Origin of the sequence: Nitratireductor kimnyeongensis, from assembly GCF_019891395.1 — a bacterium.
GTDB lineage: Bacteria > Pseudomonadota > Alphaproteobacteria > Rhizobiales > Rhizobiaceae > Nitratireductor > Nitratireductor kimnyeongensis.
In genome coordinates this window covers 3764341-3790143 of record NZ_CP078143.1, presented here as the reverse complement: position 1 = coordinate 3790143, position 25803 = coordinate 3764341, and the positions used below count along the sequence as shown (strand labels likewise).

Sequence of the window (25803 nt, the reverse complement as noted above, 5' to 3'; positions counted from 1 at the left end):
ATGGCCAAAGGTAAATTTGAGCGTACGAAGCCGCATGTGAACATCGGCACGATTGGTCACGTTGACCACGGCAAGACGTCATTGACGGCAGCGATCACGAAGTATTTCGGCGAGTTCCGCGCCTATGACCAGATTGATGGCGCTCCTGAAGAGAAGGCGCGCGGCATCACCATTTCGACGGCGCATGTCGAGTATGAGACGGATGCGCGTCACTATGCTCACGTCGACTGCCCCGGCCACGCCGACTATGTGAAGAACATGATCACGGGCGCTGCTCAGATGGACGGCGCGATCCTGGTTTGCTCGGCCGCTGACGGCCCGATGCCTCAGACGCGCGAGCACATTCTGCTTGCCCGTCAGGTTGGCGTTCCGGCGATCGTGGTGTTCCTGAACAAGGTGGACCAGGTCGACGACGAAGAGCTTCTTGAGCTGGTCGAGCTTGAGGTTCGCGAGCTTCTGTCGTCCTACGACTTCCCGGGCGACGACATTCCGATCGTCAAGGGTTCTGCACTCGCAGCTCTTGAAGACTCCAACAAGGAGATCGGTGAAGACGCGATCCGCAAGCTGATGGCCGAGGTTGACGCCTACATCCCGACGCCGGAGCGTCCGGTTGACCAGCCGTTCCTGATGCCGATCGAGGATGTGTTCTCGATTTCGGGCCGCGGTACGGTTGTGACGGGTCGCGTTGAGCGCGGCATCATCAAGGTCGGTGAGGAAGTCGAGATCGTCGGCATCAAGGACACGACGAAGACGACGGTTACCGGCGTGGAGATGTTCCGCAAGCTGCTCGATCAGGGCCAGGCTGGCGACAACATCGGTGCGCTGATCCGCGGCGTTGACCGTGAGGGCGTTGAGCGCGGCCAGGTTCTTTGCAAGCCGGGTTCGGTGACGCCGCACACGAAGTTCAAGGCAGAAGCCTACATCCTGACGAAGGAAGAGGGCGGCCGTCATACGCCGTTCTTCACGAACTACCGTCCGCAGTTCTACTTCCGCACGACGGATGTGACGGGCGTTGTTTCGCTTCCCGAAGGCACGGAAATGGTGATGCCGGGCGACAATGTGACGGTCGACGTCGAGCTGATCGTGCCGATCGCCATGGAAGAGAAGCTGCGCTTCGCTATCCGTGAAGGCGGCCGCACCGTCGGTGCCGGCATCGTCGCATCGATCACTGAGTGATCGAAGCGGCGTTGCCGAAAGCGACCGACGCAGCCAATACCAAAACGGGCGCGAGCGCGTTTTGGCCCGGTGCCGGCATCGTCGCATCGATCACGGAGTGATCAGGCAGAAGCCATTGTCACAAATGACGATGGCGACACCTATGATTTTCAGGCGGGGCGCTGGATACAGCGCCCCGTTTTTTGTGCCTGAAGGGTGAGGGGACTGAAGGGTGAGGGACAATGGCGAGAGTGCTTCTTGGCCTGTTGATCGTTTTCGTGATTGCGGGGATGCCTCAGGCCTCGGTGGCGCGAAACTGTCCCGAACGTCCGCCGTGCAAAGGGTGCGGCTGCAAGGGCGGTCCCGGATATCGCGCGCCGGATGGGAAGTGCGTCAGTTTCAAAAACCTCCACCGCAAATGCGGCACGCCGCCTGAAAAACGCTGTATCTTTGAAAACGCCCCAGGCACGGGAGCAAACAAAAGCTGCGCGTTGAAAAGTCCGCGAAAAAAGTGAGGTTTTCGGCGAATGAAGGCAAACTACTTCTTGAACTGAAAATGCGTTTGGGCAATAAGGGCGCCGATAGGGGTATAGCTCAGTTGGTAGAGCGGCGGTCTCCAAAACCGCAGGTCGGGGGTTCGAGCCCCTCTGCCCCTGCCAGAACATAGTATCAGGATCCGGATCAGAGTGCCTACCGGCAGATTGCAGCCACAATCTCGCGTGGGGGCTTGCAAGAATCGGACTTCGGTTCTATGTAGATTGAACAGACACGCGGTGCGTGGAGCCGGGAAAGCGGCTTTACGCGCCTTTGTCGTATGGGTAGAGCATGAGAATCGATTCGATTTCCATGTTTGTCCATAGGCTCGGGGCGGGGATTTCTGTTTCGAGCATCTCTCCCGATCTGATCGGGAACAATAAATAACCTGGCTTGCCAGGCTTCAGAACCAAGAGCGGCATATGGCGTCGAAAACCACGAATCCTTTCACGTTTCTTCAGCAGGTTCGTTCCGAAACCGCGAAAGTGACGTGGCCCTCGCGGCGTGAGACATTGATCTCTACGGTCATGGTCATCGCGTTCGCCACGCTGGCGGCGATTTTCTTTTTTGCCGCCGATCAGCTCATGGCTTATGGCATTGAGCTCATTCTTGGCATTGGCGCCTGATCCTGGACGATTGACGGAGTGCGATTGAAATGACTGCGCGTTGGTACATCGTCCACGCCTATTCGAATTTTGAGAAGAAGGTTGCCGAATCCATTGAGGAGCAGGCGCGCCAGAAAGGGTTGACCGGCAAGATCGAGCAGGTCGTGGTCCCGACTGAGAAAGTGGTGGAAGTGCGCCGTGGCCGCAAGGTAGACGCCGAGCGCAAGTTCTTCCCCGGCTATGTTCTCGTCAAGGCGCAGCTGACCGATGCCGTCTTCTCAATGATCAAGAATACGCCGAAGGTCACCGGTTTCCTGGGCGACTCCAAGCCTGTGCCGATCACCGAGGCTGAGGCCGATCGCATCTTGACCCAGGTTCAGGAAGGTGTTGAGCGTCCCAAGCCTTCGGTTACCTTCGAGATCGGTGAGCAGGTGCGCGTTGCAGACGGGCCGTTCGCTTCCTTCAACGGCTCCGTTCAGGAAGTGGATGAAGAGCGTTCGCGACTCAAGGTCGAGGTTTCGATTTTCGGACGGGCCGTGCCCGTCGATCTGGAATTCGGTCAGGTCGAAAAGGGCTGACCGTGTTGCCCTTGAATGGGCTTCGTCGGTGGAAGGGAAGGGCGGCTTAGCCGGCTGCTGTTTTCCGGACCACCAAACTGCAGTGCCGGCGCGCCCGTTTTCGGGTGTCCGGTGTAAACGACAAGGCAGATGAGATATGGCTAAGAAAGTTGCAGGCCTGCTCAAGCTTCAGGTTCCCGCGGGTTCGGCGACACCGTCACCCCCGATCGGTCCTGCGCTTGGTCAGCGTGGCATCAACATCATGGAGTTCTGCAAGGCATTTAATGCGCAGACCCAGGAGATGGAGAAGGGTTCGCCGATCCCGGTCGTCGTGACCTACTACCAGGACAAGTCTTTCACCTTCACGATGAAGACGCCGCCGGTGAGCTACTTCCTCAAGAAGGCGATCAACCTGAAGTCCGGCTCCAAGGAGCCCGGTAAGGTGGTTGCAGGCAAGATTTCGCGCGACAAGGTGCGTGAGATCGCTGAAGCCAAGATGAAGGACCTGAACGCGACCGACGTCGACGCAGCGATGCGGATGGTCGAGGGTTCCGCGCGGTCCATGGGCCTGGAAGTGGAGGGCTGACGAGATGGCGACGAAACTTTCCAAGCGCATTGCAAAGGCGCGTGAAGGCATTGACCGCGACAAGGAATACGCTCTCGATGAGGCCGTAGCGCTCCTGAAGGACCGCGCGACTGCCAAGTTCGATGAGACCATCGAGATCGCGATGAATCTGGGCGTCGATCCGCGCCATGCGGACCAGATGGTTCGTGGCGTTGTCAACCTGCCGAATGGCACGGGCCGTACGGTCCGCGTAGCCGTGTTCGCCAAGGGCGACAAGGCTGACGAGGCGAAGGCTGCGGGTGCAGATATCGTGGGTGCCGAGGATCTGGTCGAGACCGTCCAGAAGGGCGAGATCGATTTTGATCGCTGCATTGCGACGCCTGACATGATGCCGCTGGTCGGCCGTCTCGGTAAAGTTTTGGGCCCCCGTGGTCTGATGCCGAACCCGAAGGTCGGTACGGTGACCGCTGACGTGACCGCTGCGGTCAAGGCTTCCAAGGGCGGCGCTGTCGAGTTCCGCGTCGAGAAGGCCGGTATCGTGCATGCTGGCGTTGGCAAGGCGTCCTTCGACGCCAAGGCGATCGCCGAGAATGTGCGCGCATTTGCGGATGCCGTGATCAAGGCAAAGCCGGCTGGTGCCAAGGGTAACTACCTCAAGAAGGTTGCCATCACCTCGACCATGGGGCCTGGCCTGCGTATCGACTTGGCGAGCCTCTCGGCTGCGTCCTGATTTTTGAATTGGGGAGGCGCTTTGGCGCCTCCCTCACGACTTTCCGCACCCTTGGGTGTGGAAGCCGGAAGGAAACTTCCGGAACATCCTGTCCGAGATTGCAGGCGGTTCGCCTTAATCCCTTTTCGGGGTCTGCATGAGACGGGTGGGACCGGAGACCGGGGCTTGCCCCGTTTGAAGGTTCGAACCGTGTTGGCCTTTTGTCCGATGCCGGAATTCCGGTTGGCGAAAGGGGACAGGATCCTCGAGCGTCGCTTGGGTGATCCGAGTTTGCGGATGCCCTGCGGCAAAAGGCAAACCGGCGGATGTGTCTCTCGGGACTTTCCGTCAAATGGAGAAGGCAGTGGACAGAGCGGAAAAACGCGAATTCGTCGCGGATCTGAATCAGGTGTTCAGCAACACCGGTTCGGTCGTCGTGGCCCACTATGCCGGTCTGACCGTCGCACAGATGAACGATCTTCGTTCGAAAATGCGCGGCGCAGGTGGCACAGTCAAGGTTGCGAAAAACCGTCTCGCCAAAATCGCCCTTCAGGGAACCCCGTCCGAAAGCATTCAGGCCCTTTTCGAAGGCCAGACCCTGATTGCCTACTCGGACGATCCGGTTGTCGCTCCCAAGGTCGCCAATGACTTCGCCAAGGGCAATGACAAGCTTGTCATTCTCGGCGGTGCCATGGGTGAGACCGCGCTCGACGCCGACGGTGTGAAGGCACTCGCCTCGCTGCCGTCGCTGGACGAGCTCAGGGCGAAGCTGGTCGGCATGATTTCGACGCCGGCTACCCGGATTGCACAGGTTGTCAACGCGCCCGCGGGTCAGCTCGCGCGCGTCTTCGGCGCCTATTCCAAGAAGGACGAGGCGGCGTGATGCCGGTCCTCAAGACCAACAACACAGTTCGAACACTAAAGGAAATGTACAATGGCTGATCTTGCTAAGATCGTTGAAGACCTTTCGAACCTGACCGTCCTTGAGGCGGCTGAGCTTTCGAAGATGCTTGAAGAGAAGTGGGGCGTCTCCGCTGCTGCTCCGGTGGCTGTTGCCGCTGCTGCAGGCGGTGCTGCCGGTGGCGAAGCTGCTGAAGAGAAGACCGAATTTGACGTCGTTCTCACCGACGCAGGCGCCCAGAAGATCAACGTCATCAAGGAAGTTCGCGGCATCACGGGTCTCGGCCTGAAGGAAGCCAAGGACCTCGTTGAGTCCGCTCCGAAGGCGATCAAGGAAGGCGTGTCCAAGGACGAAGCCGAGAAGATCAAAGAGCAGCTCGAAGGCGCAGGCGCCAAGGTTGAGCTGAAGTAATTCGGCGTCCGGCCCGCGTGGATATTCGATCTGCGCGGGCCGGAACACTGAAGACGGAATCCAAACCTCTTTCCTGTGGGCCGCAAGCGGCTTTCAGGAAACGGGTTTTTATCCGTTTGGATTGACCGCCGGGATGGCGGTTCACGTGGTGCATGCAAGCCAGGCAGGGCAAGGAGCGACGATGGCCGAGACCCAAACGTTTAATGGTCGCAGGCGGGTACGCAAGTTCTTCGGAAAGATTCCGGAAGTTGCGGAGATGCCGAACCTCATCGAGGTTCAGAAGGCATCCTATGACCAGTTCCTGATGGTCGAGGAGCCCCAGGGCGGGCGTCCTGACGAGGGACTGCAGGCGGTGTTCAAATCGGTGTTTCCGATTTCGGACTTCGCCGGGACGGCGATGCTGGAATTCGTGAAATACGAGTTCGAGGATCCGAAATTTGACGTGGACGAGTGCCGGCAGCGCGATCTGACCTTCGCTGCGCCGCTCAAGGTCACGCTGCGCCTGATCGTCTTTGACGTCGATGAGGACACCGGCGCCAAGTCGATCAAGGACATCAAGGAGCAGGACGTCTATATGGGCGACATGCCGCTCATGACGTCCAACGGCACCTTTATCGTCAACGGAACCGAGCGTGTCATCGTTTCGCAGATGCACCGTTCGCCGGGCGTCTTTTTCGATCACGACAAGGGCAAGTCGCATTCCTCCGGCAAGCTCCTGTTTGCCGCACGCGTCATCCCTTATCGCGGCTCTTGGCTCGACATCGAGTTCGATGCCAAGGACATTGTCCATGCGCGCATCGACCGCCGCCGCAAACTGCCTGCGACGTCGCTTTTGATGGCGCTCGGCATGGATGCCGAGGAGATCCTGTCCACCTTCTACGATCAGCTCACCTATGTGCGCGACGGTGAAAACTGGCGTGTGCCTTACACGGTCGAGCGCTTCAAGGGGCTGAAGGCGACGACCGACCTCATCGACGCTGACAGCGGTGAAGTTGTTGTCGAGACAGGCAAGAAGATCACGGCACGTCAGGCGAAGCAGCTTGCCGAGAAGGGCCTGAAGGCCATCCGCGCAACCGAAGACGATCTGCTGGGCAACTATCTTGCCGAGGACATCGTCAACCCGGAAACGGGCGAGATCTTCCTCGAAGCCGGTGACGAGATCGACGAGAAGACGCTGAAGGTTCTGCTCGAGACGGGTGCGACCGAAGTGCATTTCCTCGACATCGATCATGTCAATGTGGGTGGCTATATCCGCAACACGCTGGCTGCCGACAAGAACGAGTCGCGTCAGGATGCGCTGTTCGACATCTACCGTGTTATGCGTCCGGGCGAGCCGCCGACGCTTGAGACGGCGGAAGCGATGTTCCATTCGCTGTTCTTTGATGCCGAGCGCTACGACCTTTCGGCCGTGGGTCGCGTCAAGATGAACATGCGTCTCGAACTGGACGCGGAAGACACCGTGCGTGTTCTGCGCAAGGAAGACATCGTTGCCGTGGTGAAGACACTGGTCGAGCTGCGTGACGGCAAGGGCGAGATCGACGACATCGACAATCTCGGCAACCGTCGTGTGCGTTCTGTCGGCGAGCTGATGGAAAACCAGTACCGCGTCGGCCTGTTGCGCATGGAGCGCGCGATCAAGGAACGCATGTCCTCGATCGAGATCGACACGGTCATGCCGCAGGACCTGATCAACGCGAAGCCGGCGGCTGCCGCCGTGCGCGAGTTCTTTGGTTCCTCGCAGCTCTCGCAGTTCATGGACCAGACCAATCCGCTGTCAGAGATCACCCACAAGCGTCGTCTTTCGGCGCTTGGACCAGGTGGTCTGACGCGTGAGCGTGCGGGCTTCGAGGTGCGCGACGTGCACCCGACCCACTATGGTCGCATCTGCCCGATCGAAACGCCGGAAGGCCCGAATATCGGTCTGATCAACTCGCTTGCCACCTTCGCCCGCGTCAACAAGTACGGCTTCATCGAGAGCCCGTACCGCAAGATCGTGGACGGCAAGGTGACGCAGGACGTCGTCTATCTCTCCGCCATGGAAGAGGCCAAGCACTACGTTGCACAGGCCAATGCCGTGATCGGTGAAGATGGTGCGTTCACGGATGAATTCGTCATCTGCCGCCACGCCGGCGAGGTGATGATGGCTCCGCGCGAGAACGTCGATCTGATGGATGTGTCGCCCAAGCAGCTCGTGTCGGTCGCGGCGGCGCTCATTCCGTTCCTCGAGAACGATGACGCCAACCGCGCACTCATGGGCTCGAACATGCAGCGTCAGGCTGTGCCGCTGGTGCGGGCCGAGGCGCCGTTCGTCGGCACCGGCATGGAGCCGATCGTGGCGCGCGACTCCGGCGCTGCCATCGCGGCCCGCCGCACGGGTATCGTCGACCAGGTGGATGCGACGCGTATCGTTATCCGCGCCACCGAGGATGTGGATGCATCGCGCTCCGGCGTCGACATTTACCGTCTGATGAAGTTCCAGCGTTCCAATCAGAACACCTGCGTCAACCAGCGTCCGCTGGTGCGCGTCGGCGACCTGATCAACAAGGGCGACATCATTGCTGACGGTCCGTCGACGGATCTCGGCGATCTGGCGCTCGGACGCAACGTGCTCGTCGCGTTCATGCCCTGGAACGGCTACAACTACGAGGACTCCATCCTTCTCTCCGAGCGCATCGTTCGCGATGACGTTTTCACCTCCATTCACATCGAGGAATTCGAGGTGATGGCGCGTGACACGAAGCTTGGACCGGAAGAGATCACGCGTGACATTCCGAACGTTTCGGAAGAGGCGCTGAAAAATCTCGATGAGGCGGGCATCACATATATCGGTGCCGAAGTGCAGCCAGGTGACATTCTGGTCGGCAAGATCACGCCTAAGGGCGAAAGCCCGATGACGCCGGAAGAAAAGCTTCTGCGCGCGATCTTTGGCGAGAAGGCCTCCGACGTTCGTGACACGTCCATGCGCATGCCGCCCGGCACGTATGGAACGGTCGTGGAAGTGCGCGTCTTCAACCGTCACGGCGTCGAGAAGGACGAGCGCGCCATGGCGATCGAGCGTGAGGAAATCGAACGCCTCGCAAAGGACCGTGATGACGAGCAGTCGATTCTCGATCGCAACGTTTATGCACGTCTTGCAGAGATGCTCGAGGGCAAATCGGCCATTGCCGGCCCTAAGGGCTTCAAGAAGGGCACGACCCTTTCTGCCGATGTGCTCGACGAGTATCCGCGTTCGCAGTGGTGGCAGTTTGCCGTAGAGGACGAGAAGCTTCAGGAAGCGCTCGAAGCCATGCGTGGCCAGTATGACGAGTCCAAGAAGGCGCTGGAACAGCGCTTCATGGACAAGGTCGAGAAGGTTCAGCGCGGCGACGAGATGCCCCCCGGCGTGATGAAGATGGTCAAGGTCTTCGTTGCGGTGAAGCGCAAGATGCAGCCCGGCGACAAGATGGCCGGCCGCCACGGCAACAAGGGTGTCGTGTCACGCATCGTGCCCGTCGAGGATATGCCGTTCCTTGAAGACGGCCAGCATGTGGACATCGTGCTCAACCCGCTGGGCGTGCCCAGCCGCATGAATGTCGGCCAGATTCTGGAGACGCATCTGGGCTGGGCGTGTGCAGGCATGGGACAGCAGATCGGCGACCTGATCGACAGCTACAAGGAGAGCGGCGATATCAAGCCGCTGCGCCAGACAATTGAAGCTGTGATCCCGGACAATGATCGCAACGAGCCGGTACGCCAGTATGACGATGACAGCATCATTCGCCTCGGCGAACAGATGCGCCGGGGCGTGTCGATTGCGACCCCGGTCTTCGACGGTGCCCATGAGGCCGATGTCAACATCATGTTGGAACAGGCCGGGATGCAGACCAGTGGTCAGGTCACGCTTTATGATGGACGTACGGGTGAACCGTTCGATCGTCAGGTGACCGTCGGCTACATCTACATGCTGAAGCTGCACCATCTTGTGGACGACAAGATCCACGCCCGTTCGATCGGTCCGTACTCGCTCGTGACCCAGCAGCCGTTGGGCGGCAAGGCGCAGTTCGGCGGTCAGCGCTTCGGCGAGATGGAGGTCTGGGCGCTGGAAGCTTACGGCGCGGCTTACACGCTGCAGGAGATGCTGACCGTGAAGTCGGATGACGTGGCGGGGCGCACCAAGGTCTACGAAGCCATCGTGCGCGGCGACGATACGTTCGAGGCAGGCATTCCGGAGAGCTTCAACGTTCTCGTCAAGGAAATGCGTTCTCTCGGTCTCAACGTGGAGCTTGAAAACTCCCGTATCGACGCGGCTGACACCGACCAGCTGCCGGACGCTGCGGAGTAAGCGTTTTGGCGTGCCGCGGCTTTGCCCGCGGCACGCAATTCTCGTTGGCAAGGCAGCGTAGCGGCCAAGCATTTGAACCGGTGGAACGCGCGGCGGCAGTTTTCACCGAAGTTTAAAAGGGACGAAGCGTCCCGAAAAGGAGATCGGCATGAACCAAGAGGTCATGAATCTTTTCAACCCTCAGGCGCCGGCACAGACTTTCGACTCGATCAGGATTTCGCTCGCTAGCCCCGAGAAGATCCTGTCCTGGTCGTTTGGCGAGATCAAAAAGCCCGAGACCATCAATTACCGTACGTTTAAGCCTGAGCGTGACGGTCTCTTCTGCGCGCGTATTTTCGGTCCTATCAAGGACTATGAGTGCCTCTGCGGCAAATACAAGCGCATGAAGTACAAGGGCGTCATCTGCGAAAAGTGCGGCGTTGAAGTCACGTTGTCGCGGGTGCGTCGTGAGCGCATGGGCCATATCGAGCTCGCAGCACCGGTTGCCCATATCTGGTTCCTGAAGTCGCTGCCCTCGCGCATCGGCACGTTGCTCGACATGACCTTGAAGGACATCGAGCGGGTTCTTTATTTCGAGAACTACATCGTGACCGAGCCCGGTTTGACGGCGCTCAAGGAGAACCAGCTTCTTTCTGAAGAAGAATATCTGATCGCGGTCGATGAATATGGCGAAGACCAGTTCACCGCCATGATCGGCGCCGAGGCCATCCATCACCTTCTGGAATCGATGGATCTCGACAAGATTGCTGGCGATCTGCGCTCGGAACTCGCTTCCACCACGTCGGAACTGAAGCAGAAGAAGCTCTTGAAGCGCCTCAAGGTGGTCGAGAACTTTCTCGAATCCGGCAATCGTCCCGAGTGGATGATCATGAAGATCGTTCCGGTGATCCCGCCGGATCTGCGCCCGCTGGTGCCGCTGGATGGCGGTCGTTTCGCGACCTCCGATCTCAACGACCTTTACCGTCGTGTGATCAACCGTAACAACCGTTTGAAGCGCCTCATCGAGCTGCGCGCGCCGGGCATCATTATCCGCAACGAGAAGCGCATGCTTCAGGAGGCCGTCGACGCTCTGTTCGACAATGGCCGCCGCGGTCGCGTGATCACCGGTGCCAACAAGCGTCCGCTGAAGTCGCTCTCAGACATGCTGAAGGGCAAGCAGGGCCGCTTCCGTCAGAACCTGCTCGGCAAGCGCGTCGACTATTCCGGCCGTTCGGTTATCGTGACCGGTCCCGAGCTCAAGCTGCACCAGTGCGGCCTGCCGAAGAAGATGGCGCTCGAGCTGTTCAAGCCGTTCATCTATGCGCGACTCGACGCGAAGGGCTATTCGTCCACCGTCAAGCAAGCGAAGAAGCTGGTCGAGAAGGAAAAGCCGGAAGTCTGGGATATCCTCGATGAGGTTATTCGTGAGCACCCGGTTCTTCTGAACCGCGCGCCGACGCTGCACCGTCTGGGTATCCAGGCGTTCGAACCCGTTCTGATCGAAGGCAAGGCGATCCAGCTTCATCCGCTGGTCTGTACCGCGTTCAACGCTGACTTCGACGGCGACCAGATGGCCGTTCACGTTCCGCTTTCGCTGGAAGCCCAGCTTGAAGCGCGCGTGCTCATGATGTCGACCAACAACATTCTGCACCCGGCCTCCGGCGCACCGATCATCGTGCCGTCGCAGGATATGGTTCTCGGACTGTATTACCTGTCCATCATGAACCAGAACGAACCGGGTGAGGGGATGGTTTTCGCAGACATGGGCGAACTCCATCATGCGCTTGAGACCGGTGTCGTGACCCTGCACACCAAGATCAAGGGCCGGTTCAAGACCGTTGATGCTGAAGGAAACCCCGTTTCCCAGATCCACGAGACGACGCCTGGCCGTATGATCGTCGGCGAACTTCTGCCGAAGAACCACAATGTGCCGTTCGACATCTGCAATCAGGAACTGACCAAGAAGAACATCTCCAAGATGATCGACACGGTCTATCGTCACTGCGGCCAGAAAGAGACGGTCATCTTCTGTGACCGCGTCATGCAGCTCGGCTTTGGCCATGCCTGCCGCGCCGGCATTTCCTTCGGCAAGGACGACATGGTCATTCCGGACACCAAGGAAAAACTGGTTGCCGAGACCGAAGCGCTCGCCAAGGAATATGAGCAGCAGTACAATGACGGTCTGATCACGCAGGGCGAAAAGTACAACAAGGTCGTTGATGCCTGGGCCAAGTGCTCCGAGAAGGTCGCCGACGAGATGATGAAGCGCATCAAGGCGGTTGAATTCAACGAGGATGGCCGCCAGAAGCCGATGAATTCGGTTTATATGATGTCGCATTCCGGTGCCCGTGGCTCGCCGGCGCAGATGCGTCAGCTTGCCGGCATGCGTGGCCTCATGGCTCGTCCGGATGGCTCCATCATCGAGACGCCGATCATCTCGAACTTTAAGGAAGGCCTGACCGTGATGGAGTACTTCAACTCCACCCACGGTGCCCGTAAAGGTCTGGCCGATACCGCCTTGAAGACGGCAAACTCGGGTTACCTGACCCGGCGCCTGGTTGACGTTGCTCAGGATTGCATTGTCACGGTGCCCGATTGCGGCACCGAGAATGGCCTGACCATGCAGCCCATCGTGGACGCAGGACAGGTGGTTGCCTCCATTGGGCAGCGCGTTCTTGGACGGACGGCTCTCGACGACATCGTCAATCCGGCCACGGACGAGGTTATCGTTTCGGCCGGGCGCTTGATCGATGAGCGTGATGTCGAGGCAATCGAGAAGGCTGGTATCCAGACCGTTCGCATTCGTTCGGCACTGACCTGTGAAGTGCGCAATGGTGTTTGCGCCGTTTGCTACGGTCGTGACCTTGCGCGCGGCACGCCTGTCAACATCGGCGAGGCTGTCGGCGTCATTGCGGCTCAGTCGATCGGTGAACCGGGCACTCAGTTGACCATGCGTACCTTCCACATGGGCGGTACCGCGCAGGTGGTCGATCAGTCGTTCCTTGAGGCTTCGTTCGAGGGTACCGTCAAGATCCGCAACCGCAATGTGGTGCGCAACTCCGAGGGCGATCTCATCGTCATGGGCCGCAACATGGCGGTTCTGATCATGGATGAGAACGGTGAGGAACGCGCAAGCCACCGTCTGACTTACGGTTCACGCCTCTTCATCGACGAGGGTGACAAGGTCAAGCGTGGCCAGCGTATTGCCGAGTGGGATCCCTATACACGCCCGATGCTGACCGAGGTGGAAGGCACTATCGCGTTCGAAGATCTGGTCGACGGTGTGTCGGTTCAGGAAACGGCTGACGAATCCACCGGCATTACCAAACGTGAGGTCATCGACTGGCGTTCGACGCCACGCGGTGCCGACCTGAAGCCGGCAATGACGGTTCTCGATGCCAAGGGGAAGGTTTCCAAGCTTTCCCGTGGCGGTGACGCACGCTTCCTTCTGTCGGTGGAAACGGTTCTGTCCGTGGAGCCGGGCTCCAAGGTCAAGCCGGGCGACGTGATTGCCCGTATTCCGACCGAGAGCGCGCGTACCAAGGACATCACCGGTGGTCTGCCGCGCGTGGCAGAATTGTTCGAGGCCCGTCGGCCGAAGGATCACGCCATCATTGCGGAAATCGATGGTACGATTCGTTTCGGTCGCGATTACAAGAACAAGCGTCGCATCGTCATCGAGCCGCATGACTCGACACTGGAACCCGCGGAGTATCTCATTCCCAAGGGCAAGCCGTTCCACCTTCAGGACGGCGACCAGATCGAGAAGGGCGACTTCATTCTCGATGGCAATCCTGCACCGCATGACATCCTGGCGATTAAGGGGGTGGAGGCTTTGGCTTCGTACCTCGTCAATGAAATTCAGGAAGTCTACCGGTTGCAGGGCGTGTTGATCAACGACAAGCACATTGAGGTGATCGTTCGCCAGATGCTGCAGAAGATCGAGATCACGGCGCAGGGCGACTCGACCTACATTCCGGGCGACCATGTGGACTCGGTTGAGTTCGAGGAGATCAACGATCGTCTGGTGGAAGAGGGCAAGAAGCCGGCCGAAGGTCAGCCTGTTCTGCTCGGCATCACCAAGGCCTCGTTGCAAACACCGTCCTTCATCTCTGCGGCCTCCTTCCAGGAGACCACGCGTGTGCTGACCGAGGCAGCCGTTGCTGGCAAGATCGATACGCTGCAGGGCCTGAAGGAAAACGTCATCGTCGGTCGTCTTATCCCGGCCGGTACGGGTGGCGCCATGAGCCAGGTTCGCCGCATCGCGCGTTCACGCGATGATCTGATCCTGGACGAGCGCCGCAAAAGCTCGGGCGCCGAAGTGGCTGATCCAATGATCGCTGACATGACGACGAGCCCCGCCGAGTAAGGCTCGCACTGGACACGAGACAAAAGGCCGCCGGAGCGATCCGGCGGCCTTTTTCTATGCGTCACAATATTGTCGCTGGAAATTCGAGGTTGGTCCGGTTGCCCGGCGATTGGCGTCAGATCGGTTCGTCGAAGGTGACGATCGCGATCTCGCCTTCAAGCGCACCTTGCCATGCGGAGAGATGCGGCTCCTCATCGGGTTCGCCTTCCATGTCGCCAATGCGATCCAGTTCGGCTTCCGCATAGCCTTCGCGTGCAAGTGCTTCGAGTGCGAGCCGCACCGCCGTGTCGTCGTCCGGAGCAAGCAGCATGATATGCACGCCCTCACTGTCATCGCCCTTTTCACGCCAGACTCGTCCGGTAATGATGGTGACGGCGCGCTCTTCGGATTCGGTCATGGTCTTCCCTGATTCTTTCCGGGCTGCCAGGGCCCGCTTTCAGGGCCTTTTTCTCGCATGATGACTTGGAAATTGACAGAGCCGAAGCGTGGATTCAGGTCGAAAACCCGCCCAGACAAGCAATAATCTGTCGTCGTCGTCTCCAGGCGCCTCGATAGGGCGTTTCCCGGCAGATAATTGCGCATCTGGGGTTGACGGTTAACCGACATACGAGTAATACCCGCTTCGTCCGAGCCGATGTGAGGCTTTTTCTTTCGGGGCGACACGCCCTGGATCAGGTCTCAAACAGGGTTCGTTTTTGCGAGTGACAGAATTTGCGGCGCACGAAGCGGAAACGCTTCCTCTGCTGTATGTCCGGGCAAGACCGCGAAAGCGGTTTGTTGGCCCGGTTTTATGCATGTACGCAAGCTGTTCTTGAAGCGGCCCTCGGGCTTGAGACACGGAATTGTAACAAGGGAAGGTTTGATGCCTACCGTTAACCAGTTGATCCGCAAGCCGCGCACTGCGCCGGTTAAGCGCAATAAGGTTCCGGCCATGCAGGCCAACCCGCAGAAGCGGGGCGTTTGTACGCGCGTCTATACCACGACGCCGAAAAAGCCGAACTCGGCTATGCGTAAGGTGGCCAAGATCCGCCTTGCCAATGGCTTCGAGGTCATCGGTTATATCCCGGGTGAAGGGCATAATCTTCAGGAGCACTCCGTGGTGATGATCCGCGGCGGTCGCGTGAAGGACCTTCCGGGTGTGCGCTACCACATTATCCGTGGTGTGCTCGACACGCAGGGTGTGAAGAACCGCAAGCAGCGTCGTTCCAAATACGGCGCCAAGCGTCCGAAGTAGGTTTCCCGGCTTCGGCGCTTTGTTTTTGAGCCGGGCCTTCGAAGGTAAGAGACGAAAAACATGTCCCGACGCCATCGCGCAGAAAAGCGAGAGATCAACCCCGATCCGAAATTCGGTGACACGGTTGTAACGAAATTCATGAATGCCATCATGCTTGATGGCAAAAAGTCCGCTGCAGAGCGCATCGTTTACGGTGCCTTTGAGCAGGTCGAAGACAAGTTGAAGCAGGAGCCTGTTGGAGTGTTCCATCAGGCGCTTGAGAATGTCGCTCCGCATGTGGAGGTTCGTTCCCGCCGTGTTGGTGGTGCGACCTACCAGGTGCCCGTCGATGTTCGTCCCGAGCGTCGTCAGGCTTTGGCCATTCGCTGGTTGATTTCTGCAGCACGCAAGCGCAACGAGACGACTATGGTCGATCGTTTGTCCGGTGAGCTGCTGGATGCGGCCAACAACCGCGGCACTGCCGTCAAGAAGCGCGAAGACACGCACAAGATGGCTGAAGCCAACCGCGCGTTCTCGCACTACCGCTGGTAGCCTTACGGATCGAAGAGGTACACGACGATGTCCCGCGAATATAAGCTCGAAGACTACCGCAACTTCGGTATCATGGCGCATATCGACGCCGGCAAGACGACGACGACCGAGCGCATTCTTTTCTATACCGGCAAGTCCCACAAGATCGGCGAAGTGCACGACGGTGCCGCGACGATGGACTGGATGGAGCAGGAGCAGGAGCGCGGCATCACGATCACGTCTGCTGCGACGACCACTTTCTGGGAAGGCCGTGATGGCAAGAAGCGTCGCTTCAACATCATCGACACGCCCGGACACGTGGACTTCACCATTGAAGTCGAGCGTTCGCTTCGTGTTCTCGATGGTGCTGTTGCGCTGCTCGACGCGAATGCCGGTGTGGAGCCGCAGACGGAAACCGTCTGGCGCCAGGCGGACAAGTATAAAGTTCCGCGCATGATCTTCTGCAACAAGATGGATAAGATCGGCGCCGACTTCTATCGCTCTGCAGAGATGGTCAAGACCCGTCTCGGTGCTCAGGCTGTCGTTATGCAGCTGCCGATCGGCGCTGAGAATGACTTTGCGGGCGTGGTCGACCTTATCGAGATGAAGGCTCTCGTCTGGCAGTCCGAGAATCTCGGTGCTGCATGGGACATTGTTGATATTCCTGCCGATCTCCAGGAGAAGGCGGAAGAGTATCGCGAGATGCTCATCGAGGCTGCTGTCGAGATGGACGAAGCTGCGATGGAACGTTACCTCGAGGGCGAGATGCCTTCGAATGACGAGATCCGCAAGCTGATCCGCAAGGGCACGATCGAAGTCAAGTTCTTCCCGATGTTCTGCGGCTCTGCCTTCAAGAACAAAGGTGTTCAGCCTTTGCTCGACGCCGTCGTCGACTTCCTGCCTTCTCCGATGGACGTTCCGTCGATCAAGGGCATCGATCCCAAGACTGAGGCAGAGATAGCGCGCAAGTCGTCTGACGAAGAGCCGGTCTCCATGCTTGCGTTCAAGATCATGAACGACCCCTTCGTCGGCTCGCTTACCTTCTGCCGCATCTATTCGGGTGTGTTGAACAAGGGCGCGTCGCTTGCCAATACGGTGAAGGACAAGCGTGAGCGTATCGGCCGCATGCTGCAGATGCACTCCAACTCCCGCTCGGACCTTGAAGTGGCTTACGCCGGCGATATTGTCGCCCTTGCAGGCCTCAAGGAGACCACCACGGGCGATACGCTTTGTGATCCGACCAAACCGGTCATTCTGGAGCGCATGGAGTTCCCGGATCCGGTGATCCAGATCGCCATCGAGCCGAAGACCAAGGGCGACCAGGAAAAGATGGGCCTCGCGCTCAATCGTCTGGCGGCTGAAGATCCTTCCTTCCGCGTCAAGTCGGACGAAGAATCCGGTCAGACCATCATCGCCGGCATGGGCGAGCTTCACCTCGACATCATCGTCGATCGCTTGAAGCGTGAGTTTAAGGTCGAGGCCAATGTTGGCGCGCCGCAGGTTGCTTATCGTGAGACGATCACCCGTGAAGCGGAGATCGACTACACCCACAAGAAGCAGTCCGGTGGTTCGGGTCAGTTCGCCCGCGTCAAGATCGTTTTTGCGCCGAATACCGAGAGCGAAGAGTTCGAGTTCGAATCCAAGATCGTTGGCGGTTCGGTTCCGAAGGAATACATTCCCGGTGTTCAGAAGGGCATTGAGAGCGTTCTTTCCTCCGGTCCGGTTGCTGGCTTCCCGATGCTCGGCGTGAAAGCCACGCTGATCGACGGTGCCTACCACGACGTCGACTCATCGGTTCTGGCCTTCGAGATCGCTGCTCGCGCAGCGTTCCGTGAAGGCGCCCAGAAAGCTGGTGCTCAGCTTCTCGAGCCGATCATGAAGGTCGAGGTTGTGACGCCGGAAGAATATGTGGGCAGCATTATCGGCGACCTAAACGGCCGTCGTGGTCAGATCCAGGGGCAGGAGCCTCGCGGTATCGCCACGGTGATCAATGCCATGGTGCCTCTGGCCAACATGTTCAAATACGTCGACACGTTGCGTTCGATGTCTCAGGGGCGTGCCCAGTACACGATGCAGTTCGATCACTATGAGCCGGTTCCCAGCGCGGTGGCGCAGGAGATCCAGAAGAAATACGCGTAATCCGCTCAGACACGTTCGTTACGGATTATCGACAGTTGAAAGAGCCCGAACGGGCACAAGGAATGGAGAGCTCACATGGCCAAAGGTAAATTTGAGCGTACGAAGCCGCATGTGAACATCGGCACGATTGGTCACGTTGACCACGGCAAGACGTCATTGACGGCAGCGATCACGAAGTATTTCGGCGAGTTCCGCGCCTATGACCAGATTGATGGCGCTCCTGAAGAGAAGGCGCGCGGCATCACCATTTCGACGGCGCATGTCGAGTATGAGACGGATGCGCGTCACTATGCTCACGTCGACTGCCCCGGCCACGCCGACTATGTGAAGAACATGATCACGGGCGCTGCTCAGATGGACGGCGCGATCCTGGTTTGCTCGGCCGCTGACGGCCCGATGCCTCAGACGCGCGAGCACATTCTGCTTGCCCGTCAGGTTGGCGTTCCGGCGATCGTGGTGTTCCTGAACAAGGTGGACCAGGTCGACGACGAAGAGCTTCTTGAGCTGGTCGAGCTTGAGGTTCGCGAGCTTCTGTCGTCCTACGACTTCCCGGGCGACGACATTCCGATCGTCAAGGGTTCTGCACTCGCAGCTCTTGAAGACTCCAACAAGGAGATCGGTGAAGACGCGATCCGCAAGCTGATGGCCGAGGTTGACGCCTACATCCCGACGCCGGAGCGTCCGGTTGACCAGCCGTTCCTGATGCCGATCGAGGATGTGTTCTCGATTTCGGGCCGCGGTACGGTTGTGACGGGTCGCGTTGAGCGCGGCATCATCAAGGTCGGTGAGGAAGTCGAGATCGTCGGCATCAAGGACACGACGAAGACGACGGTTACCGGCGTGGAGATGTTCCGCAAGCTGCTCGATCAGGGCCAGGCTGGCGACAACATCGGTGCGCTGATCCGCGGCGTTGACCGTGAGGGCGTTGAGCGCGGCCAGGTTCTTTGCAAGCCGGGTTCGGTGACGCCGCACACGAAGTTCAAGGCAGAAGCCTACATCCTGACGAAGGAAGAGGGCGGCCGTCATACGCCGTTCTTCACGAACTACCGTCCGCAGTTCTACTTCCGCACGACGGATGTGACGGGCGTTGTTTCGCTTCCCGAAGGCACGGAAATGGTGATGCCGGGCGACAATGTGACGGTCGACGTCGAGCTGATCGTGCCGATCGCCATGGAAGAGAAGCTGCGCTTCGCTATCCGTGAAGGCGGCCGCACCGTCGGTGCCGGCATCGTCGCATCGATCACTGAGTAAGAACGGCAACCCTCCGACGCGGCGCGGTTAACCGCGTCGCAGCGGAACAAGGAAGTGACACATGAACGGACAGAATATCCGTATCCGCCTCAAGGCGTTTGATCATCGCGTTCTTGATGCCTCGACGCGGGAAATCGTGTCTACGGCGAAACGCACGGGCGCGAACGTGCGCGGCCCAGTGCCGCTGCCCACGCGCATCGAGAAATTTACTGTGAACCGGTCTCCTCACATCGACAAGAAGAGCCGCGAACAGTTCGAGATGCGCACCCACAAGCGGCTGCTCGACATCGTCGATCCGACGCCGCAGACGGTCGACGCGCTGATGAAGCTCGACCTCGCTGCCGGTGTGGATGTCGAGATCAAGCTCTAGGGCGCAAGACAAAAAGTCAGGAACCCGAGCCTTTGCCTGTGACAACGGGCGAGGAGCTGGGAACCCCGAAAGGAAATCGAACCGATGCGTTCAGGTGTTATCGCACAAAAGATCGGTATGACACGCGTCTACAACGAAGCGGGCGAGCATGTGCCCGTGACGGTTCTGCGCATGGAGAACTGTCAGGTCGTTGCGCAGCGTACCGAGGAGAAGAACGGCTACACGGCGGTTCAGCTTGGCGTTGGACTTGCCAAGGTGAAAAACACGTCGAAGGCGTTGCGCGGCCATTTCGCGACCGCTTCCGTCGAGCCGAAGGCCAAGGTGGCCGAGTTCCGTGTGTCTCCCGACAATCTTCTTGATGTCGGCGCAGAGATCACGGTCGAGCATTTCGTCCCCGGCCAGAAGGTCGATGTGACGGGCACCTCGATCGGTAAGGGCTTCCAGGGTGTCATGAAGCGTCATAATTTTGGCGGCGGTCGTGCAACCCATGGTAACTCGGTCTCGCACCGTTCGCATGGTTCGACCGGTCAGCGTCAGGACCCCGGCAAGGTGTTCAAGGGCAAGAAGATGGCCGGGCACATGGGCGCGCATCGCGTGACCACGCAGAATCTGGAAATCGTTTCGACCGACACTGAACGTGGCCTTATTCTGGTTCGTGGTGCTGTTCCTGGGTCCAAGGGTGCTTGGATCACAGTGCGTGACGCCGTTAAGGCTCCGCTGCCAGACAATGTGCCGATGCCGGCCGCTATCCGTAGCAATGGTGCTGCTAAGGCTGAAGAAGCTGCCGCCACCGAGGGGGCTGAATAATGGACATTAAAGTTACGACCCTCGCAGGCAAGGATGCCGGGAAGCTGAAGGTCTCTGATGAGATTTTCGGTCTGGACCCCCGCGAAGACATCCTTCATCGCGTTGTGCGCTGGCAGCTTGCAAAAAAGCAGCAGGGCACGCACAAGACCAAGGGACGCTCGGAAATCGCGCGCACCGGTGCCAAGATGTACCGTCAGAAGGGTACGGGCCGTGCCCGTCACTCATCTGCCCGCGTGCCGCAGTTCCGTGGTGGTGGCCGAGCTCATGGCCCGGTCGTTCGCGACCACAGCCACGATCTTCCCAAGAAGGTCCGTGCGCTCGGTCTGAAGCACGCTTTGTCGGCCAAGGCGAAAGACTCCAGCCTCATCATCATCGATGATCTGGCTCTTGCAGACGGCAAGACGAAGTCTCTCGTTGAAAGCTTTGCCAAGCTTGGTCTGAGCAACGCTCTTCTGATTGGCGGTGCGGAGGTCGACGCCGGCTTCAAGCGTGCCGCTCAAAACATCGCCAACATCGACGTTCTGCCAGTGCAGGGCATCAATGTGTACGACATTCTGCGCCGCGGCACGCTGGTCCTTTCCAAGGCCGCCGTCGAGGCCCTTGAGGAGCGTTTCAAATGACGGAGCTTCGCCACTATGACGTGATCGTCAGCCCGGCGATCACCGAGAAATCGACCATGGCGTCGGAGAACAACCAGGTGGTCTTCAATGTGGACCGCAAGGCGACGAAGCCGGAAATCAAGGCTGCTGTCGAGGCGCTCTTCGGCGTCAAGGTGACCGGTGTCAATACGCTTGTTCGCAAGGGCAAGGTGAAGCGTTTTCGCGGAACGATTGGCCGCCAGAGCGACGTGAAGAAAGCGATCGTCACGCTGGCCGAAGGTCATTCCATCGATATCGCGACTGGCCTCTAATCGGGCGGCGAGGAAGAGACAATGGCACTGAAGAAGTTTAAACCGGTAACCCCAGGCCAGCGTCAGCTGGTCATCGTTGACCGCTCCGGCCTTCACAAGGGCAAGCCCGTTAAGGGTCTGACCCAGGGTTTGACGGGCAAGGGCGGCCGCAACAACACGGGTCGCATCACCGCGCGCTTCCAGGGCGGTGGTCACAAGCGCACCTACCGTCTGATCGATTTTAAGCGTCGCAAGCTCGACGTGTCGGCAACGGTTGAGCGTATTGAGTACGATCCGAACCGCACGGCGTTCATCGCGCTGGTTCGCTATGAAGATGGTGAGCTGTCCTACATCTTGGCGCCGCAGCGTCTGGCTGCAGGCGACAAGGTCATCGCCAGTGAAAAGGCGGTCGACGTGAAGCCGGGCAATGCAATGCCGCTCGCGGCAATGCCTATCGGTACGATCGTTCACAACGTCGAGATGAAGCCTGAAAAGGGCGGCCAGATCGCGCGTTCGGCCGGTGCATATGTTCAGCTGGTCGGTCGTGACCAGGGCATGGCGATCCTGCGTCTCAATTCCGGTGAGCAGCGCCTGGTTTCGGGCCGTTGTTTCGCGACGGTGGGTGCGGTTTCCAACCCTGACCACGGCAATGTCAGCCTGGGCAAGGCAGGCCGCAAGCGCTGGATGGGCAAGCGTCCGCACAACCGCGGTGTTGTCATGAACCCGGTCGATCACCCCCATGGTGGTGGTGAAGGCCGTACCTCCGGTGGCCGTCACCCTGTGTCGCCCTGGGGCAAACCCACAAAGGGCATGAAGACCCGGTCGAACAAGTCGACCGACAAGTTCATCATGCGCTCGCGCCACAAGCGCAAGAGCTAAGGAAAGGTAGCGGCAAGTGTCCCGTTCAGTCTGGAAAGGCCCCTTCGTCGACGGCTATCTTCTGAAGAAGGCCGAGAAGGTGCGCGATAGCGGCCGTAACGAGGTCATCAAGATGTGGAGCCGTCGCTCCACCATTCTGCCCCAGTTCGTGGGTTTGACCTTCGGTGTTTACAACGGCCAGAAACACATTCCCGTTTCCGTCTCCGAGGAGATGGTCGGTCACAAGTTTGGTGAATTTGCTCCGTCCCGCACCTATTACGGCCATGGGGCGGACAAGAAGGCAAAGAGGAAATAACGATGGGCAAGGCCAAAGCGCCGCGCAGGCTTGCTGACAATGAGGCCCGTGCCGTATTGCGCACGATCCGCGTCAGCCCGCAGAAGCTGAACCTCGTTGCTGCGATGATCCGTGGCAAGAAGGTGGCGACCGCGCTCGCCGACCTGGAGTTTTCGCGGAAGCGGATCGCCGATACCGTCAAGAAGACGCTGGAATCGGCGATCGCGAATGCGGAAAACAATCACGACCTGGACGTGGATGCGCTGGTCGTGGCCGAAGCCCATGTCGGTAAGTCGATTGTCATGAAGCGGTTCCATGCGCGTGGTCGTGGCCGCGCCAGCCGCATCGAGAAGCCATTTTCGCATCTGACGATTGTCGTGCGCGAAGTGGAAGAGAAAGTGGAGGCCGCCTGATGGGTCAGAAAATCAATCCGATCGGGTTCCGTCTCGGTATCAACCGCACGTGGGACTCTCGTTGGTACGCCAATGATGGCGAGTACGGCGACTTGTTGCACGAGGATTTCAAGATCCGCAACTATATCGAGAAGGAGCTGAAGCAGGCTGCCATCTCGAAAGTCGTGATCGAGCGCCCGCACAAGAAGTGCCGCGTTACCATTCACTCTGCCCGTCCGGGTCTGATCATCGGCAAGAAGGGTGCAGATATCGAGAAGCTGCGCCGCAAGGTTTCGCAGATGACGAATGCTGAAACGCATTTGAACATCGTCGAAGTCCGCAAGCCGGAGATCGATGCCACTCTGATCGCTCAGTCGATCGCTCAGCAGCTCGAGCGCCGTGTGGCTTTCCGCCGTGCCATGAAGCGTGCCGTACAGTCGGCCATGCGTCTTGGTGCCGAGGGCATCCGCATCAACTGTGCGGGTCGTCTCGGCGGTGCGGAAATCGCTCGCATGGAATGGTACCGCGAGGGTCGTGTTCCGCTGCACACGCTGCGCGCCGATGTCGATTACGGCACCGCCGAAGCAAAGACCGCTTATGGCATTTGCGGCGTGAAGGTGTGGGTCTTCAAGGGCGAGATCCTTGAGCATGATCCAATGGCTTCCGAACGCCGTGCCACCGAGGGTGACCAGGGCGGTAGCAGCAACCGGCGTCGCGAGAACGCTTAGGAATTTTGGAGTAGAGAACGATGCTGCAACCAAAGCGCACAAAGTTCCGCAAGCAGTTCAAGGGCCGTATTCACGGCGCTGCCAAGGGCGGCACGGAACTCAACTTCGGGTCCTTCGGTCTGAAGGCTCTCGAGCCGGAGCGCGTTACCGCGCGCCAGATTGAAGCGGCCCGCCGCGCGATCACCCGCTATATGAAGCGTCAGGGTCGCGTATGGATCCGTATCTTCCCGGACCTACCGGTCACCTCAAAGCCGACCGAAGTTCGTATGGGTAAGGGCAAGGGCTCCGTTGACTATTGGGCCTGCCGTGTTAAGCCCGGCCGCGTCATGTTTGAGATCGATGGCGTGGGTGCAGACATTGCGCGTGAAGCGTTGCGTCTGGGCGCTGCAAAGCTGCCGGTCAAGACGCGCTTCGTGCAGCGTATTGCAGAGTAGGAAAGGCGAACGCTATGAAGGCTGTTGATGTCAGGGCGATGACGCCGGACCAGCTCACCGATGAGCTGACAAAACTCAAGAAAGAGCAGTTTAACCTTCGCTTCCAGAAAGCGACCGGACAGCTCGAAAAAACCGCGCGCGTGAAAGAAATCCGTAGGGATATTGCGCGCATCAAGACAATCGCGGCCGAGAAGTCGGCCGACAGCAAGGCCTGAGGACAGCGAATATGCCAAAGCGCGTTTTGCAGGGCACCGTGGTGAGCGACAAGAACGACAAGACTGTTGTCGTCCGTGTCGAGCGTCGCTTTACCCATCCGATGATGAAAAAGACGGTGCGTATGTCCAAGAAGTACAAGGCGCATGACGAAGAGAATGCGTGCAAGGTCGGTGATGTGGTCATGATTCAGGAGACCGCGCCGATTTCGAAGGACAAGAATTGGGTCGTCCTTAAAGACGCCCAGGCACAATAACATTGAAATTGCCGGAAAGCGGAATATCTGAACCGCTTTCCATTGAACGAGAAGGCGGCCAGTCATGATTCAGATGCAAACAAACCTCGATGTGGCGGACAATTCCGGCGCCCGTCGTGTCATGTGCATCAAGGTGCTTGGCGGTTCGAAGCGGAAGTATGCCTCCGTGGGCGACATCATTGTCGTCTCCGTGAAAGAGGCGATCCCGCGCGGCCGCGTGAAGAAGGGCGACGTGATGAAGGCGGTTGTTGTGCGCACGGCGAAGGACATTCGCCGCGCAGACGGCAGCGTCATCCGTTTCGACAAGAACGCAGCTGTTCTCGTCGACAACAAGAAAGAGCCCGTTGGCACGCGTATTTTCGGACCGGTTCCGCGCGAACTCCGCGCCAAGAACCATATGAAAATCATTTCACTCGCGCCGGAAGTGCTCTAGGAGGCCGGGGATATGCAGAAGATCAAAAAAGGCGACAACGTCGTCGTTCTCGCCGGCAAGGACAAGGGCCGTACCGGTGAAGTGGTGAAGGTGATGCCGAAGGAAGACAAGGCGCTTGTGCGCGGTGTCAACCTGGTTCGCCGCCATCAGAAGCAGTCCGCTCAGGCAGATGGCGGCATCATTACGAAGGAAGCGCCAATCCACCTGTCGAACCTGGCGCTGGCCGATCCGAAGGACGGCAAGCCAACCCGTGTTGGCTTCAAGGTCCAGGAAGATGGCAAGAAGGTGCGCGTGGCGAAGCGCTCTGGAGAATTGATCGATGGCTAATGCTCAGTACCAGCCGCGCTGGAAGAAGAAGTATGACGAGGTGATCCGCAAGGAACTTCTCGATACCTTCAAGTATGACAATGAGATGCAGGTGCCGCGCATCGACAAGATCGTCATCAACATGGGGGTTGGTGAGGCGACGGGCGATTCGAAGAAGCCGACCTCGGCTGCAGAGGATCTCGCCAAGATCGCCGGTCAGAAGCCGGTCATCACGCGTGCATCTAAGTCGATTGCTGGGTTCAAGGTTCGTGAGGGCATGCCGCTCGGCGCCAAGGTGACCCTGCGCAAGGACCGCATGTATGAATTTCTGGACCGTCTCGTGACGATCGCGCTGCCGCGCGTCCGCGACTTCCGCGGTCTGAACCCGAAGAGCTTTGACGGCCGTGGCAACTTCGCCATGGGTCTGAAAGAGCATATCGTGTTCCCCGAGATCAATTACGATCAGGTCGATCAGATCTGGGGAATGGACATCATCGTTTGTACGACTGCAAAAACCGACGACGAAGCGCGGGCCTTGCTCAAGGCCTTCAACTTCCCGTTCCGGCAGTAACGGCAGGCGAG

At 59.0% G+C, this 25803-nt stretch carries 28 protein-coding genes and 1 tRNA gene; 28 read left to right on the top strand and 1 reads right to left on the bottom strand.

Annotated elements, in window-relative coordinates; all coding sequences use genetic code 11:
* The 10 genes from tuf (KW403_RS18035) (at window position 1) to rpoC (ending at window position 14106) form a co-directional block, all read left to right on the top strand.
* Window positions 1–1176 carry an elongation factor Tu gene (gene tuf, locus KW403_RS18035; RefSeq protein WP_223020762.1) on the top strand — a complete coding sequence of 392 codons (1176 nt, stop codon included), beginning with the start codon at window positions 1–3 and terminating at the stop codon, window positions 1174–1176.
* 562 nt (window positions 1177–1738) lie between these two features.
* Window positions 1739–1814 (top strand) — tRNA-Trp (locus KW403_RS18030).
* Window positions 1815–2111: 297 nt separating this feature from the next.
* Window positions 2112–2315: a preprotein translocase subunit SecE gene (gene secE, locus KW403_RS18025; RefSeq protein ID WP_007010606.1), complete on the top strand. Its 204-nt coding sequence runs from the start codon at window positions 2112–2114 to the stop codon at window positions 2313–2315.
* Between the two features lie 29 nt (window positions 2316–2344).
* Window positions 2345–2872 (top strand): transcription termination/antitermination protein NusG, encoded by a 528-nt coding sequence (gene nusG / locus KW403_RS18020; protein WP_223020770.1) that lies wholly within the window; start codon window positions 2345–2347, stop codon window positions 2870–2872.
* Window positions 2873–3008: 136 nt separating this feature from the next.
* Complete coding sequence (gene rplK / locus KW403_RS18015; protein WP_007010608.1) at window positions 3009–3437, top strand: 50S ribosomal protein L11; 429 nt, start codon at window positions 3009–3011, stop codon at window positions 3435–3437.
* Window positions 3438–3441: 4 nt separating this feature from the next.
* A complete protein-coding gene (rplA, locus tag KW403_RS18010; RefSeq protein ID WP_223020769.1) occupies window positions 3442–4146 on the top strand; it encodes a 50S ribosomal protein L1 in 705 nt (234 codons plus the stop codon).
* Window positions 4147–4489: 343 nt separating this feature from the next.
* Window positions 4490–5008: a 50S ribosomal protein L10 gene (gene rplJ, locus KW403_RS18005; protein ID WP_223020768.1), complete on the top strand. Its 519-nt coding sequence runs from the start codon at window positions 4490–4492 to the stop codon at window positions 5006–5008.
* A 51-nt stretch (window positions 5009–5059) separates the two neighbouring features.
* Window positions 5060–5437 carry a 50S ribosomal protein L7/L12 gene (rplL, locus tag KW403_RS18000; RefSeq protein WP_223020767.1) on the top strand — a complete coding sequence of 126 codons (378 nt, stop codon included), beginning with the start codon at window positions 5060–5062 and terminating at the stop codon, window positions 5435–5437.
* 181 nt (window positions 5438–5618) lie between these two features.
* Window positions 5619–9758, top strand: coding sequence for a DNA-directed RNA polymerase subunit beta (gene rpoB / locus KW403_RS17995; protein WP_223020766.1), 4140 nt, complete (start codon window positions 5619–5621; stop codon window positions 9756–9758).
* A 148-nt stretch (window positions 9759–9906) separates the two neighbouring features.
* A complete protein-coding gene (gene rpoC, locus KW403_RS17990) occupies window positions 9907–14106 on the top strand; it encodes a DNA-directed RNA polymerase subunit beta' (protein ID WP_223020765.1) in 4200 nt (1399 codons plus the stop codon).
* Between the two features lie 115 nt (window positions 14107–14221).
* Here the strand turns inward: rpoC and KW403_RS17985 are convergent, their stop codons facing one another.
* Complete coding sequence (locus KW403_RS17985) at window positions 14222–14503, bottom strand: transcriptional regulator (protein WP_223020764.1); 282 nt, start codon at window positions 14501–14503, stop codon at window positions 14222–14224.
* A 465-nt stretch (window positions 14504–14968) separates the two neighbouring features.
* Here KW403_RS17985 and rpsL point away from each other — a divergent pair, with 465 nt between their 5' ends.
* The 18 genes from rpsL to rplE all read left to right on the top strand — a co-directional run bounded on the left by rpsL (window position 14969) and on the right by rplE (window position 25792).
* Window positions 14969–15340 (top strand): 30S ribosomal protein S12, encoded by a 372-nt coding sequence (gene rpsL, locus KW403_RS17980; RefSeq protein WP_009452848.1) that lies wholly within the window; start codon window positions 14969–14971, stop codon window positions 15338–15340.
* A gap of 60 nt (window positions 15341–15400) precedes the next feature.
* Window positions 15401–15871 carry a 30S ribosomal protein S7 gene (gene rpsG, locus KW403_RS17975; RefSeq protein ID WP_007010617.1) on the top strand — a complete coding sequence of 157 codons (471 nt, stop codon included), beginning with the start codon at window positions 15401–15403 and terminating at the stop codon, window positions 15869–15871.
* A gap of 27 nt (window positions 15872–15898) precedes the next feature.
* Window positions 15899–17989 carry an elongation factor G gene (gene fusA, locus KW403_RS17970; protein ID WP_223020763.1) on the top strand — a complete coding sequence of 697 codons (2091 nt, stop codon included), beginning with the start codon at window positions 15899–15901 and terminating at the stop codon, window positions 17987–17989.
* Window positions 17990–18064: 75 nt separating this feature from the next.
* On the top strand, window positions 18065–19240 hold the full coding sequence (gene tuf, locus KW403_RS17965) for an elongation factor Tu (RefSeq protein WP_223020762.1): 1176 nt from the start codon (window positions 18065–18067) through the stop codon (window positions 19238–19240).
* A gap of 61 nt (window positions 19241–19301) precedes the next feature.
* Complete coding sequence (gene rpsJ, locus KW403_RS17960; RefSeq protein WP_007009511.1) at window positions 19302–19610, top strand: 30S ribosomal protein S10; 309 nt, start codon at window positions 19302–19304, stop codon at window positions 19608–19610.
* Window positions 19611–19694: 84 nt separating this feature from the next.
* Window positions 19695–20417, top strand: coding sequence for a 50S ribosomal protein L3 (rplC, locus tag KW403_RS17955; RefSeq protein WP_007009512.1), 723 nt, complete (start codon window positions 19695–19697; stop codon window positions 20415–20417).
* Window positions 20417–21037 (top strand): 50S ribosomal protein L4, encoded by a 621-nt coding sequence (gene rplD / locus KW403_RS17950; protein WP_223020761.1) that lies wholly within the window; start codon window positions 20417–20419, stop codon window positions 21035–21037. Before rplC ends, rplD begins: the two co-directional genes overlap by 1 nt.
* Window positions 21034–21327 (top strand): 50S ribosomal protein L23, encoded by a 294-nt coding sequence (locus KW403_RS17945; protein WP_007009515.1) that lies wholly within the window; start codon window positions 21034–21036, stop codon window positions 21325–21327. Before rplD ends, KW403_RS17945 begins: the two co-directional genes overlap by 4 nt.
* Before the next feature lie 21 nt (window positions 21328–21348).
* Window positions 21349–22185 carry a 50S ribosomal protein L2 gene (rplB, locus tag KW403_RS17940; protein WP_223020760.1) on the top strand — a complete coding sequence of 279 codons (837 nt, stop codon included), beginning with the start codon at window positions 21349–21351 and terminating at the stop codon, window positions 22183–22185.
* Window positions 22186–22201: 16 nt separating this feature from the next.
* The gene (gene rpsS, locus KW403_RS17935) at window positions 22202–22480 is read left to right on the top strand and encodes a 30S ribosomal protein S19 (protein WP_223020759.1); all 279 of its coding nucleotides are present in this window, start codon (window positions 22202–22204) and stop codon (window positions 22478–22480) included.
* A 2-nt stretch (window positions 22481–22482) separates the two neighbouring features.
* On the top strand, window positions 22483–22872 hold the full coding sequence (gene rplV / locus KW403_RS17930) for a 50S ribosomal protein L22 (RefSeq protein WP_223020758.1): 390 nt from the start codon (window positions 22483–22485) through the stop codon (window positions 22870–22872).
* Entirely contained in the window at window positions 22872–23579 is a 708-nt protein-coding gene (gene rpsC, locus KW403_RS17925) for a 30S ribosomal protein S3 (RefSeq protein WP_223020757.1), read from the top strand. The genes rplV and rpsC overlap by 1 nt, the downstream gene beginning before the upstream one ends.
* 20 nt (window positions 23580–23599) lie before the next feature.
* Window positions 23600–24013 carry a 50S ribosomal protein L16 gene (gene rplP / locus KW403_RS17920; RefSeq protein WP_007009520.1) on the top strand — a complete coding sequence of 138 codons (414 nt, stop codon included), beginning with the start codon at window positions 23600–23602 and terminating at the stop codon, window positions 24011–24013.
* A 14-nt stretch (window positions 24014–24027) separates the two neighbouring features.
* Window positions 24028–24228, top strand: a complete 201-nt coding sequence (rpmC, locus tag KW403_RS17915) for a 50S ribosomal protein L29 (RefSeq protein ID WP_223020756.1) — start codon at window positions 24028–24030, stop codon at window positions 24226–24228.
* 11 nt (window positions 24229–24239) lie between these two features.
* Complete coding sequence (rpsQ, locus tag KW403_RS17910) at window positions 24240–24482, top strand: 30S ribosomal protein S17 (RefSeq protein WP_223020755.1); 243 nt, start codon at window positions 24240–24242, stop codon at window positions 24480–24482.
* Window positions 24483–24546: 64 nt separating this feature from the next.
* On the top strand, window positions 24547–24915 hold the full coding sequence (gene rplN, locus KW403_RS17905) for a 50S ribosomal protein L14 (protein ID WP_007009523.1): 369 nt from the start codon (window positions 24547–24549) through the stop codon (window positions 24913–24915).
* A 12-nt stretch (window positions 24916–24927) separates the two neighbouring features.
* The gene (rplX, locus tag KW403_RS17900; RefSeq protein WP_223020754.1) at window positions 24928–25242 is read left to right on the top strand and encodes a 50S ribosomal protein L24; all 315 of its coding nucleotides are present in this window, start codon (window positions 24928–24930) and stop codon (window positions 25240–25242) included.
* Window positions 25235–25792, top strand: coding sequence for a 50S ribosomal protein L5 (gene rplE / locus KW403_RS17895; protein ID WP_065815256.1), 558 nt, complete (start codon window positions 25235–25237; stop codon window positions 25790–25792). Before rplX ends, rplE begins: the two co-directional genes overlap by 8 nt.
* The last annotated feature ends 11 nt before the right edge of the window (window positions 25793–25803 follow it).

What these genes read in the sequence shown, in the direction of transcription:
- rplP (WP_007009520.1), top strand. Translation starts at nt 23,600, where the DNA reads ATGCTGCAACCAAAGCGCACAAAGTTCCGCAAGCAGTTCAAGGGCCGT.
- rpsQ (WP_223020755.1), top strand. Translation starts at nt 24,240, where the DNA reads ATGCCAAAGCGCGTTTTGCAGGGCACCGTGGTGAGCGACAAGAACGAC.
- KW403_RS17985 (WP_223020764.1), bottom strand. Translation starts at nt 14,503, where the DNA reads ATGACCGAATCCGAAGAGCGCGCCGTCACCATCATTACCGGACGAGTC.
- rplV (WP_223020758.1), top strand. Translation starts at nt 22,483, where the DNA reads ATGGGCAAGGCCAAAGCGCCGCGCAGGCTTGCTGACAATGAGGCCCGT.
- rpsC (WP_223020757.1), top strand. Translation starts at nt 22,872, where the DNA reads ATGGGTCAGAAAATCAATCCGATCGGGTTCCGTCTCGGTATCAACCGC.
- rplN (WP_007009523.1), top strand. Translation starts at nt 24,547, where the DNA reads ATGATTCAGATGCAAACAAACCTCGATGTGGCGGACAATTCCGGCGCC.
- rplK (WP_007010608.1), top strand. Translation starts at nt 3,009, where the DNA reads ATGGCTAAGAAAGTTGCAGGCCTGCTCAAGCTTCAGGTTCCCGCGGGT.
- rpmC (WP_223020756.1), top strand. Translation starts at nt 24,028, where the DNA reads ATGAAGGCTGTTGATGTCAGGGCGATGACGCCGGACCAGCTCACCGAT.
- rpoB (WP_223020766.1), top strand. Translation starts at nt 5,619, where the DNA reads ATGGCCGAGACCCAAACGTTTAATGGTCGCAGGCGGGTACGCAAGTTC.
- tuf (WP_223020762.1), top strand. Translation starts at nt 1, where the DNA reads ATGGCCAAAGGTAAATTTGAGCGTACGAAGCCGCATGTGAACATCGGC.
- rplB (WP_223020760.1), top strand. Translation starts at nt 21,349, where the DNA reads ATGGCACTGAAGAAGTTTAAACCGGTAACCCCAGGCCAGCGTCAGCTG.
- rpoC (WP_223020765.1), top strand. Translation starts at nt 9,907, where the DNA reads ATGAACCAAGAGGTCATGAATCTTTTCAACCCTCAGGCGCCGGCACAG.
- nusG (WP_223020770.1), top strand. Translation starts at nt 2,345, where the DNA reads ATGACTGCGCGTTGGTACATCGTCCACGCCTATTCGAATTTTGAGAAG.
- rpsJ (WP_007009511.1), top strand. Translation starts at nt 19,302, where the DNA reads ATGAACGGACAGAATATCCGTATCCGCCTCAAGGCGTTTGATCATCGC.
- rplE (WP_065815256.1), top strand. Translation starts at nt 25,235, where the DNA reads ATGGCTAATGCTCAGTACCAGCCGCGCTGGAAGAAGAAGTATGACGAG.
- rplC (WP_007009512.1), top strand. Translation starts at nt 19,695, where the DNA reads ATGCGTTCAGGTGTTATCGCACAAAAGATCGGTATGACACGCGTCTAC.
- rplD (WP_223020761.1), top strand. Translation starts at nt 20,417, where the DNA reads ATGGACATTAAAGTTACGACCCTCGCAGGCAAGGATGCCGGGAAGCTG.
- rpsG (WP_007010617.1), top strand. Translation starts at nt 15,401, where the DNA reads ATGTCCCGACGCCATCGCGCAGAAAAGCGAGAGATCAACCCCGATCCG.
- fusA (WP_223020763.1), top strand. Translation starts at nt 15,899, where the DNA reads ATGTCCCGCGAATATAAGCTCGAAGACTACCGCAACTTCGGTATCATG.
- KW403_RS17945 (WP_007009515.1), top strand. Translation starts at nt 21,034, where the DNA reads ATGACGGAGCTTCGCCACTATGACGTGATCGTCAGCCCGGCGATCACC.
- rplA (WP_223020769.1), top strand. Translation starts at nt 3,442, where the DNA reads ATGGCGACGAAACTTTCCAAGCGCATTGCAAAGGCGCGTGAAGGCATT.
- rplL (WP_223020767.1), top strand. Translation starts at nt 5,060, where the DNA reads ATGGCTGATCTTGCTAAGATCGTTGAAGACCTTTCGAACCTGACCGTC.
- rplX (WP_223020754.1), top strand. Translation starts at nt 24,928, where the DNA reads ATGCAGAAGATCAAAAAAGGCGACAACGTCGTCGTTCTCGCCGGCAAG.
- secE (WP_007010606.1), top strand. Translation starts at nt 2,112, where the DNA reads ATGGCGTCGAAAACCACGAATCCTTTCACGTTTCTTCAGCAGGTTCGT.
- tuf (WP_223020762.1), top strand. Translation starts at nt 18,065, where the DNA reads ATGGCCAAAGGTAAATTTGAGCGTACGAAGCCGCATGTGAACATCGGC.
- rpsL (WP_009452848.1), top strand. Translation starts at nt 14,969, where the DNA reads ATGCCTACCGTTAACCAGTTGATCCGCAAGCCGCGCACTGCGCCGGTT.